This is a genomic window from Desulfovibrio legallii, assembly GCF_900102485.1.
Classification (GTDB): domain Bacteria; phylum Desulfobacterota; class Desulfovibrionia; order Desulfovibrionales; family Desulfovibrionaceae; genus Desulfovibrio; species Desulfovibrio legallii_A.
On sequence record NZ_FNBX01000001.1, the window covers coordinates 202,540 to 212,893 of the forward strand.

10 protein-coding genes are annotated in these 10,354 nt (G+C 64.6%); 7 read left to right on the forward strand and 3 right to left on the reverse strand.

What is annotated here, in order from left to right; translation table 11 throughout:
* Positions 1-17: 17 nt before the first annotated feature.
* From der to BLS55_RS00915, 6 genes are all read left to right on the forward strand, one after another.
* The gene (gene der, locus BLS55_RS00890; RefSeq protein ID WP_092152444.1) at positions 18-1,436 is read left to right on the forward strand and encodes a ribosome biogenesis GTPase Der; all 1,419 of its coding nucleotides are present in this window, start codon (positions 18-20) and stop codon (positions 1,434-1,436) included.
* A 94-nt stretch (positions 1,437-1,530) separates the two neighbouring features.
* Entirely contained in the window at positions 1,531-2,661 is a 1,131-nt protein-coding gene (locus BLS55_RS00895; protein WP_092152445.1) for a branched-chain amino acid ABC transporter substrate-binding protein, read from the forward strand.
* Positions 2,662-2,841: 180 nt separating this feature from the next.
* Complete coding sequence (locus BLS55_RS00900; protein WP_092152446.1) at positions 2,842-3,750, forward strand: ABC transporter permease subunit; 909 nt, start codon at positions 2,842-2,844, stop codon at positions 3,748-3,750.
* A 2-nt stretch (positions 3,751-3,752) separates the two neighbouring features.
* Positions 3,753-4,979 (forward strand): ABC transporter permease subunit, encoded by a 1,227-nt coding sequence (locus BLS55_RS00905; RefSeq protein WP_092152447.1) that lies wholly within the window; start codon positions 3,753-3,755, stop codon positions 4,977-4,979.
* Positions 4,976-5,761, forward strand: coding sequence for an ABC transporter ATP-binding protein (locus BLS55_RS00910; protein ID WP_092152448.1), 786 nt, complete (start codon positions 4,976-4,978; stop codon positions 5,759-5,761). Before BLS55_RS00905 ends, BLS55_RS00910 begins: the two co-directional genes overlap by 4 nt.
* Complete coding sequence (locus BLS55_RS00915; RefSeq protein WP_092152449.1) at positions 5,754-6,458, forward strand: ABC transporter ATP-binding protein; 705 nt, start codon at positions 5,754-5,756, stop codon at positions 6,456-6,458. The genes BLS55_RS00910 and BLS55_RS00915 overlap by 8 nt, the downstream gene beginning before the upstream one ends.
* A gap of 160 nt (positions 6,459-6,618) precedes the next feature.
* Here BLS55_RS00915 and BLS55_RS00920 read toward each other — a convergent pair whose 3' ends face one another.
* The 3 genes from BLS55_RS00920 to BLS55_RS00930 form a co-directional block, all read right to left on the reverse strand.
* Positions 6,619-7,725 carry a pyridoxal-phosphate-dependent aminotransferase family protein gene (locus BLS55_RS00920; protein ID WP_092152450.1) on the reverse strand — a complete coding sequence of 369 codons (1,107 nt, stop codon included), beginning with the start codon at positions 7,723-7,725 and terminating at the stop codon, positions 6,619-6,621.
* Positions 7,726-8,095: 370 nt separating this feature from the next.
* Positions 8,096-8,671, reverse strand: a complete 576-nt coding sequence (rbr, locus tag BLS55_RS00925) for a rubrerythrin (protein WP_092152451.1) — start codon at positions 8,669-8,671, stop codon at positions 8,096-8,098.
* A 136-nt stretch (positions 8,672-8,807) separates the two neighbouring features.
* On the reverse strand, positions 8,808-9,284 hold the full coding sequence (locus BLS55_RS00930; protein WP_092152452.1) for a FlxA-like family protein: 477 nt from the start codon (positions 9,282-9,284) through the stop codon (positions 8,808-8,810).
* Positions 9,285-9,488: 204 nt separating this feature from the next.
* Here BLS55_RS00930 and BLS55_RS00935 point away from each other — a divergent pair, with 204 nt between their 5' ends.
* Complete coding sequence (locus BLS55_RS00935; RefSeq protein ID WP_092152536.1) at positions 9,489-10,331, forward strand: M48 family metallopeptidase; 843 nt, start codon at positions 9,489-9,491, stop codon at positions 10,329-10,331.
* Positions 10,332-10,354: the final 23 nt, after the last annotated feature.

The window sequence follows — 10,354 nt, forward strand, 5'->3', positions numbered from 1 at the left end:
GGTTCCAAGGATACGTCATGGCCGACACTCTGCCCCGCATTGTCCTGGTGGGCCGCCCCAATGTGGGCAAATCCACCCTTTTCAACCGTCTTATCCGCAGCAACCGCGCCATTACCCATGACCGGCCCGGCATCACCCGCGACCGCATGGAAGGCGTGGTGCGGCGCAGCGGCCTGCCGCCCTTCGGCATTGTGGATACGGGCGGCATCACCCTGGACGCGCACGCCGCCGTGGTGGAAGGCCCCGAAGGCATCCGCGGCTTTGAACGCCATATCCTGGCCCAGACTGAAGACGCCCTGGCCACAGCCGCGGCCGTGGCCTTTGTGGTGGACGGCCGCGACGGCCTGCTGCCCCTGGACGAACACCTGGCCAGCCATGTGCGCCGCAAGGGCCTGCCCACCCTCTGCGTGGTCAACAAGGTGGACGGCGCAGAGCGCGAGGACGAATACCTGGCCGAATTTCACGCCCTGGGCTTTCCCGTGCTCTCCGTTTCCGCCGAGCACGGGCACAACATCAACGCCCTGGCCGAGGCCCTGGCCGACCTGCTGCCTGAAGCGGCGCGCAACGCCGCACCGCCAGAGCCCCCGGCCCTGCGCCTGGCCCTGCTGGGCCGCCCCAACGCGGGCAAATCTTCCCTGGTCAACGCTCTGGCCGGGGCGGAGCGCATGATCGTCTCCGCCGTGGCGGGCACCACCAGAGACAGCGTGGACGTGCGCCTGACCCGCGACGGACAGGACTATGTGTTTGTGGATACGGCCGGCGTGCGCCGCCGCACTAAAATCACAGACAGCGTGGAGCGCTACTCCGTCAACGCCGCCATCAAGTCCGGCAGCAAGGCCCATGTGACCCTGCTCACCCTGGACGCCACCGAGGGCGTGAGCCAGCAGGACAAGCGGCTCATGGACATGCTCAACACCCGCAAAATCCCCTTCATGGTGCTCATCAACAAATGCGATCTCGTGCCCAGGGCCTCGTTGGAGCAGCTCAAAAAGAACGTGGCCGAGGCCCTTTCCTTCTGCCCGCATGTACCCCTGCTCACGGTTTCGGCCCTCAAAGGGGCTGGGCTGGGCAAAATTCTGCCCCTGGCGCGCCAAATCCATGAAGAATGCAGCGTGCGCATCTCCACCGGGCAGATCAACCGGGCCATGGAGGCCGTGCTTACCCGCCACCAGCCGCCTGTGGTCAAACGGGTGCGGGCCAAGTTCTTTTACCTCACCCAGGCGGAGACGGAACCGCCCACCTTCGTCTTTTTTGTCAGCGACGCCGAGCGCGTGCCTGAAAGCTATGTGCGCTATCTGGAACGCAGCCTGCGGCAGATGTTCGGCATCGCCCACGCGCCCATGCGCCTGCACCTGCGCTCCAGCCACAAAAAGGGCGGCGGCAAGAGCGGCGGCGGCAAGAGCGGCAGCGGCAAGGACGGCGCGGCCAAAGCCTGAACCGCATTGACAGCACGCCCGCAATGGGGCAATAGAAAAGCCTTCATCCTGTTGCGCGCGTGCGCACACCTCTATTTCCCGTGGGAGGGGCATAATGAACAAAGCTATGACCTGGCTTGCGGCAGCGGCTATTTGCGCGGCGGCCGCCGCGCCCGCCCTGGCGGCGGATACCATTAAAATCGGCGTGCAGGGCGCCCACTCCGGCGACCTGGCCTCCTACGGCGTGCCCAGCCTCAACGCGGTCAAGATCGTGGTGGAAAAGGCCAACGCTGCGGGCGGCGTGCTGGGCCGCAAAATCGAAATCATCGCGCAGGACGACCAGTGCAAGCCCGAAATGGCCACCAACGCGGCCACCAAGCTCATTTCCGACAAAGCTGTGGCCGTCATCGGGCCCATCTGCTCCGGCCCCACCAAGGCCGCCCTGCCGCTCTTCCAGCAGGCCAACATCATTGCCATTTCGCCCACGGCCACCACTCCCGGCCTGACAGAGGACGGCAAGAACCCCCTCTTTTTCCGCACCGTGGCTAACGACAACGCCCAGGCCAAGCTCACCAGCGATTTCGTGCTCAACAAGCTCAAGGCCAAGTCTGTGGCCTACCTGCACGACAACGGCGACTACGGCAAGGGCTTTGCCGACAACAACCGCGCCATCCTGGAAAAGGCCGGCGTGAAGACCGTGCTGTTTGAAGCCGTGACGCCCGACGCCGTGGATTTTTCGGCCGTGGTGCGCAAACTGCGCCGCGCCAAGCCCGACATCCTGGTCTTCGGCGGCTACCAGCCCGTGGCCTCCAAGCTCATCCAGCAGATGCGCCGCGACCACCTGAAAGTGCCGCTTATCGGCCCCGACGGTGTGAAGGACGAAACCTTCCTCAAGATGACCGGCAAGGATAGCGAAGGCACCTACGCCTCCTACCCCAAAGACACCAGCGCCCTGCCTGAATACAAGGCTGCCCGCGAAGCGCACGTCAAGGCCTTCGGCAGCGAGCCCGGCTTCGGCTACTACAATGCCTACGCCGCCGCCCAGTGCCTGCTGGCCGCCATTGAAAAGGCCGGCAGCACGGATACGGCCAAGCTCAAGGCCGTGCTGCACTCCAACCTTGTGGATACGCCCCTCGGCAAAATCACCTTCAACGCCAAGGGCGACGCCGCCGGCATGGGCCTTTCCATCTACCAGGTCAAAGGCGGCAAATTTGTGGAGCTCGACCACAGCATTACGCTGGACTAACCTGCTGACGCTTTGAGAGGGCGCGGGCCTGCCCCGCGCCCTCCGCATATATGCCCCACAGAGCCGTCTCCCGCGGACAGGCCGTCCCGGCCCGGCGGGGGCAAGGGGCCAGACGCCCGGCAAGGGCACAAGAACCGGCGAGCGGCCCGGCGGGCCGGTCCGCAACGCGCGCAGGACGGCATGGACATCCAATTTTTCATAGAGCTTTTTTTCGGCGGCCTCACCCGGGGCAGCATCTATGCCCTCATTGCTCTGGGCTACACCCTGGTCTACGGCATCATCGGGCTCATCAACTTCGCCCACGGCGAAGTCTACATGCTGGGGGCCTTTACGGCCCTGCTGGTGGCCGGGGTGCTGGGAGTCTATGGGTTCCCGGCGGCGGGCATTCTGGTGGTGGCGGCCCTGGCGGCCATGGTCTGGTGTGCAGCCTATGGCTACACCCTTGAAAAAGTGGCCTACAAGCCCCTGCGCGCCGCGCCGCGCCTTTCGCCGCTCATTTCGGCCATCGGCATGTCCATTTTTTTGCAGAACTATGTGCTGCTGGCCCAGACCTCGGATTTCGTCCCCTTTCCCAACCTGCTGCCTGAGATGGATTTTCTGGAAAGCATCGGCTACGTCATGGGCCCCAGCGATTTTCTGATCCTGCTGGTCAGCACCATTGCCATGGTCAGCCTTTCGCTGTTCATCCGCTACACCCGTATGGGCAAGGCCATGCGCGCCACCTCCCAGAACCGCAAAATGGCCCTGCTGCTGGGCATCAACGCCGACCGCATCATTTCGCTTACCTTTATTGTGGGCTCGTCGCTGGCGGCCCTGGGCGGCGTGCTCATCGCCTCGCACATGGGGCAGGTCAACTTCGGCATCGGCTTTCTGGCCGGGCTCAAGGCCTTTACTGCGGCGGTGCTGGGGGGCATCGGCTCCATCCCTGGCGCCATGCTGGGCGGCCTGGTGCTGGGCCTGGCCGAGAGCTTCACCACCGGCTATTTTTCCGGCAACTATGAGGACATCCTGGCCTTCGCCATCCTGATCGTGATCCTCATCTTCCGGCCCGACGGCATCCTGGGCAAAGCCACCGTGCAGAAGGTCTAGCCATGCATCGCATCTGTAAAGCCGCCATTGCTTCCATCTGGTTCATGCTGCTGACCCTGCCGGTGCTGGGCATCAAGCTCAACACCGTTGACCGCACGGTCAGCTGGCGTTTTGACCGCATCCTTATTCTGGGCGCGGCCATCTTCGGCCTGGCCCTGATCTGGGACTGGTGTTTCACCCGCAAGGCCCGCGGGCTGCCCTTGCTCTCCCTGCCGCGCGCGGGCGGCTTCTTCGCCCGCCTGGCGACGCTGCGCCAGCGGCCCCGCGTGCTCACGGCAGCCCTGGGCGCGGTGCTGGGGGTCATGGTGATCATGCCCTGGGTCAGCTCCTTCTACCAGACCAACATCATGATTTCGGCCCTGCTCTATGTAATGCTGGCCCTGGGCCTGAACATTGTGGTAGGCTTGGCCGGCCAGCTGGTGCTGGGCTATGTGGCCTTTTACGCTGTGGGCGCATACACCTACGGCCTGCTCAACCAGTTTTTCGGCCTGGGCTTCTGGGCCTGCCTGCCCGTAGGCGGGGTCATGGCCATCCTTTTTGGCCTGGCGCTGGGCTTTCCCGTGCTGCGCCTGCGCGGGGACTATCTGGCCATCGTCACCCTGGGCTTCGGCGAGATCGTGCGCCTGACCCTCCAGAACTGGACCAGCGTCACCGGCGGGCCGCGCGGCATCGACAACATCCCCCGGCCAGGTCTGTTCGGTCTGCAGATGGATATCAGCGCCAGCACCACCTATGTGTACTACCTGGTGCTGGCGGCCGTCATCGTTACCATTGTGGTCATCAGCCGGCTGAAAAACTCCCGCGTGGGGCTGGCCCTGCAGGCGCTGCGCGAGGATGAAATCGCCTGCGAGGCCATGGGCATAGACATCACCCGCGTGAAGCTCTCGGCCTTTGCCCTGGGCTCTTGCTGGGCGGGCTTTGCCGGGGTCATCTTCGCGGCCAAGACCACCTACATCAATCCCTCCAGCTTCACCTTCATGGAATCGGCCATGATCCTCTCCATGGTGGTGCTGGGCGGCATGGGCTCCATCACCGGCGTGGTCATTGCGGCCATGATCCTCATTCTGGTGCCGGAGTACCTGCGGGCCTTTTCCGAATACCGCATGCTGCTCTTCGGCCTGACCATGGTGATCATGATGCTTTTCCGTCCGCAGGGACTCATCAGCGGCGAGCGCCGCCGCTACCGCATCAGCGCCCCGCACGGCGATGGCAAAGGAGAACTCCCGTGACCCCCGTGCTGGAAGTACAGGATCTGACCCAGGATTTCGGCGGCCTGCGCGCCCTCAACGAAGTTTCCCTGACCGTGAACGAAGGGGAAATTGTGGCCCTTATCGGCCCCAACGGCGCGGGCAAGACCACCTTTTTCAACTGCGTCACGGGCATCTACACCCCCACCGAAGGCAAGGTGCGCCTCTATGACGCCCAGGGGCGGCAGCATGTGCTCAACGGTGTGAAGCCCCACAAAATCACGGTTATGGGCATGGCCCGCACCTTTCAGAACATCCGCCTGTTCGGCGAAATGACCGTGCTGGAAAACGTTATGATCGGCCGCCACTGCCGCACCCGCGCAGGGATCTGGGGCGCGCTCGTCCGCGACGGCCGCACCCGCAAAGAAGAGCAGAAAAGCATCGACCAGAGCTACGCCCTGCTCCAGCTTGTGCATCTGGACGAATTCTGGAACGAAGCCGCCCACAACCTGCCCTACGGCGCGCAGCGCCGCCTGGAAATCGCCCGCGCCCTGGCCACGGAGCCGCGCATGCTCCTGCTGGACGAACCCGCCGCGGGCATGAACCCCCAGGAAACCAACGACCTCAAAGACCTGGTCCGCTCCATTCGCGACGCCAAAAAGCTCTCCATCCTGCTCATTGAGCACGATATGAGCATGGTCATGTCCCTTTCCGACCGCATCTATGTGATGGAGTACGGCTCCTGCATCGCCACGGGCACGCCGGCGGAAATCCGCGTCAACCCCCGCGTCATCAAGGCCTATCTGGGAGAAAGCGATGCTTGAGCTCAGCCATGTGGACACCTATTACGGCAATATCCAGGCCCTGCGCGACATCACGCTCAACGTGGAAGAAGGCGACATCGTCACCCTTATCGGGGCCAACGGCGCGGGCAAATCCACCACACTCATGACCATTTGCGGCATCAATCGGCCCCGCCAGGGCGAAATTCTCTGGTACGGCAAGCCCATCCACACCCTGCCGCCGCACGAAATCGTGGCCTTGGGCATCTCGCAGGTGCCGGAAGGCCGCCTTATCTTCCCCGACCTGAGCGTGAGCGAAAATCTGGACCTGGGCGCTTTTCTGCGGCGCGACCCCGCCGCCGTGAAGCAGGACCTGGACTACGTTTTCAGCCTCTTTCCCATTCTGGCCGAACGCCGCCGCCAGCTGGGCGGCACCCTCTCCGGCGGGGAGCAGCAGATGCTTGCCATCAGCCGCGCCCTCATGGCCCGCCCCAAGCTCCTTTTGCTGGACGAACCTTCCCTGGGCCTTGCCCCCATCATCATCCAGCAGATTTTTGACATCATCCGCAAGGTCAACGCCGACGGCACTACCGTCTTTCTGGTGGAGCAGAACGCCAACCAGGCCCTGCGCATTGCCAACCGCGGGTATGTGATGGAAAACGGCCGCATCGTCATGCACGACACGGCCGCCAATCTTCTCAAAAGCGAACAGGTCCGCAAAGCCTACCTGGGCGTCTAAGGCATTTCGACTTTGAAATGCCCTGGCGGCTGCGTGAGCAGACGCCCGCCCCGGCGGGCAGCCCGTACCCCGCACGCCTTCGTGCGGCCTTGCCCCTGGAACGGACTCTCCGCCCACCCGATAAGCATTCCTTCCCGCAGAAGCCGCCCTTTTCCCCTTCCTACAGGCAAGCCTTGACGGCGGCCAGCAGGCGGTCGATGGGTTCCGGCCGCGCGCCTTCGCCCATGACGCCCACGCGGACAACCTTGCCGGCCAGCGCGCCCAGACCGCCCGCCACTTCAATCTTGTGTTCCTGCCGCAGGCGCAGGCGCAGGGCGTTGGCGTCCACGCCGGCGGGCGGCACAAAGAGGTTCACCTGCGGGGCCGCGCCCTCCTTGACGTAGAGGCTGAAGCCCAGCGCGCCCAGGCCCTCCACCAGGCGTTGGTGCATGGCCTGGTGCCGGGCGAAGGAAGCCTCCAGCCCTTCAGTCAGCAGGTTGTCCAGGGCCTGGTGCAGGCCGTAGTACATATTGATGGGGGCCGTGTGGTGGTAAACGCGGGGCGATCCCTCCCAGTAGTTGCGGATCAGCGCCACATCCAGGTACCAGTTGGGCACCTTGGTCCTGCGTTTGGCCATGGCGTCCATGGCCGCGTCGGAGAAGGACGCGGGCGCGAGCCCGGGAGGGGTGGAAAGGCACTTTTGCGAGCCGCTGTAAAAGGCGTCGATGCCCCACTCGTCCACCCGCACGTCCACGCCGCCCAGGCCGGCCACGCTGTCCACCAGGAAGAGCGTGTCGCTGCCCTTGACCAGCGCGCCCAGGGCCGCCACGGGGTTGTTGACGCCTGTGGAGGTTTCGGCGTGCACCACAGCAAGCAGCTTGTAGTGCTTGCGGCGCAGCTGGGCTTCCACGGCTTCGGGCCGGATGGGCGTGCCCCAGGGGCATTCCACCGTGTCCACCGCCGCGCCCAGGCGCGAAGCCACCTCCACCATGCGGGAGCAGAACACGCCGTTGGTGACGATGAGCACGGCGTCGCCAGGCTCCACCAGGTTGACGAAGCAGGCTTCCATGCCCGCCGAGCCCGTGCCGGAAATGGGGAAGGTAACAGCATTGCGGGTTTTGCACACGGCCCGCAGCTGCTCCTGCAGGGCGTCCATGAGTTTAAAGCAGTCCGGGTCCATATGCCCCAGGGTGGGGATGCCCATGGCTTTGAGCACGTTGGGGGCTACGGGGCTGGGACCGGGGGCCATGAGCAGCACCTGCTCCAGAGAACCGAGAACGGTGGTCATGCTTTTCTCCTGGTTGGGGGAACATAGCCGCGACGCCGCACGGGCCGGACGCGCCCCGGCTTGAAAATCACCTAAGCATACCAGAGAGATGCCACGCACAGTGCCGGGCGTCAAGCGGTTCCCGGCGGGGCCGTCCAAGTGCCGCTCTGGGCCCCGCAAACGCAAAATCCCCGGCCCCGTGCAAAGACGGAAGCCGGGGATAAAGGGCAAAAGCGCCATGGCTTCTTAGAGCAGATTACCGTTGAAAAATGCGTTCTCAACGTTTCCGGCACGCCGTTCCGGCGCTTAACAGCGCAAAATACCTCGCGCGTAGCCTGTACGGCAGCTGGCAGCCCGCACAGCCGCCAGGGCATTTCAAAATTGAAATGCCCTAGAACGTGTAGTTCAGTTCCGCGAAGTAGGCTTTGGGATGGGCGCAGGCCGGACAGACCTCGGGAGCGTGCTCGCCCTCCACCAGACAGCCGCAGTTGAGACAGCGCCAGACCGTGGGCTTGTTGCGCACAAACATGCGGCCTTCCTTGATGTCGTTGGCCAGGCTCAGGAAGCGCTTCTCATGGTAGGCTTCGGCCACGGCAATGTTGCGCATGACGGCGGCCACCTCGGCAAAGCCCTCTTTTTCGGCCGTGGCGGCAAAGGAGGGATACATGGTGGTGTGCTCGTAGTTTTCGCCGCCGGCCGCGGCGCGCAGGTTGGCTTCGCTGGCACCGATGACGCCCGCGGGATAACCGGCCTGGATCTCTACCTCGCCGCCTTCAAGAAACTTGAACAGGCGCTTGGCGTGTTCCTTTTCCTGCAGGGCTGTTTCCTGAAAAATGTCCTGCACCAGCACGTAGCCATCTTTTTTGGCTTGACCGGCAAAAAAGTCATAACGGTTGCGAGCCTCAGACTCGCCGGCAAAGGCGGTAAGGATGTTCTTCTCCGTCTGCGTGCCTTTCAAGGATTTCATCACTGCCTCTCTTTGCACAAAAATGTGCAGGGTTGAGGATTAGTTACAAGAGTTGATCCACAACAAAAAAGGGGATAGCCGCCGCCATCCCCCTCCATCGTTGGAAGTAATTACTGAAAGACCATCTGTCAAGGCTTCAGGCCTGGGCCGCCGCCAATTGGGCTTCCAGCGCCGCCAGCTGGGCCTGCAGGGCGTTCATCTTGCTCTCCACGGCCTGGTCGCCCGCCCCCGCCTGGTTGGCCAAACTCGTGAGCTGGCTCTTCAGAGATTCGATCTGCTTTTTGATGCTCTCCACCGTGTCGCTGCTGGAGGAAGACCCGCCGGAACCGCCCGCGGCCGCGCTGCCGCCTGCGCTGCCGGAGCTTTCCTCAGAGGTGGAGCTATCGTCTGTGCTGTCGCCCTCGCTTTCCGCAGAGGCCGTCGTTGTGGAGCCGGAATCATACTTGTGGATGCTCTCCGAAAAAATCTTGCGGGCCTCGTCGGAAATATCCACCGTATCGCCGGAAGCCTCGCTGCTGCTCGTGCTGCTGCTGGCGCTGCCCGTGCCGTTGATGCCGAAAATTTCCTCAAGACTGGTGACGCCGTTGCTGCCGCTGATGGTGCTGATGCTCATGGATTGCTCCTGCTTGCTTGTGGCGCGCTTGCCTGCCCGTGCAAGCCATTGCCGCCGCCCATAATGACGGAAAATTTTTCGCGCCTGACCGCTCCCTGCGGCAAAAGCAAAAATTATGCCGCGCGCCGCGCGCCTGCCCCCATCCAACGCAAAACCACGCCCCCCAGGCTTTACAGCCCCTGCCCCCTGTGGCAGCATGCCCCCATGGCTGCAAAATCTGCCGCCCTTGCCCCGCCCCTGAGCGTCCCCTTCCTGCTGGCCGATGGCACCCTGCTCACTGCCGCCGTGCGGCCCTCGGCCCGTGCCCGGCGCACGCGCCTTTCCCTCAGCCCCGGCGGCGCTCTTACCCTCACCGTACCGCAGGGGCTGCCCCTGCAGCAGCTGGAAATGTGCCTGCCCAGCTTCCTGCCCTGGCTGGAGCGCGCCTGGAAGGCCCGGCGCGCCCGTGCGGCGGAACCCGCCCTGCCCCAGGCTATCCTTCTGCCGCTGCGCAACGCGCGCTTCGACGTAGCCCACGGCGGCAGCTTCGCCGCCGGGCGCGCCGCAGCCGTGGCCCCTGGCGCGCGCGCCCTGCTGCAAACAACACCCCAAGGCCGCGTGCTGGCAGTGGAAACGCCCGGCCTGCTGCGCCTCTACGGCCCTGCAGCGCCGGAGGCCTGCGCCGCGGCCCTGCAGCACTGGTGCCGCACCCTGGCCGCAACCCACTTGCCCCCTTATGTGGAAGACCTGGCCCTGCGCGGCGGCTTCGCCCTGGCCCGGACCAGCGTGCGCGACCAGCGCGGCCGCTGGGGCAGCTGCTCCCGGCGCCCCACGGCGGACGGCGCGCCGGCGGCACGCCTGAACCTCAACTGGCGCGCCTTGCTCCTGCCCCTGCCCCTGCTGGAACACCTCTGCTGGCACGAGCTGTGCCACCTGCGGCACATGAACCATTCCCCGGCCTACCGGGCCGAGCTGGCCCGCTACTCCCCCCGCTGGCCGGAACAGGAAAAAGCCCTCAACCGCGCCTGGCGCGCCCTGCCCCGCTGGGCTCTGCCCATGGAGGGGTAAAGATGCTTTTGTGGGGGGAAGGG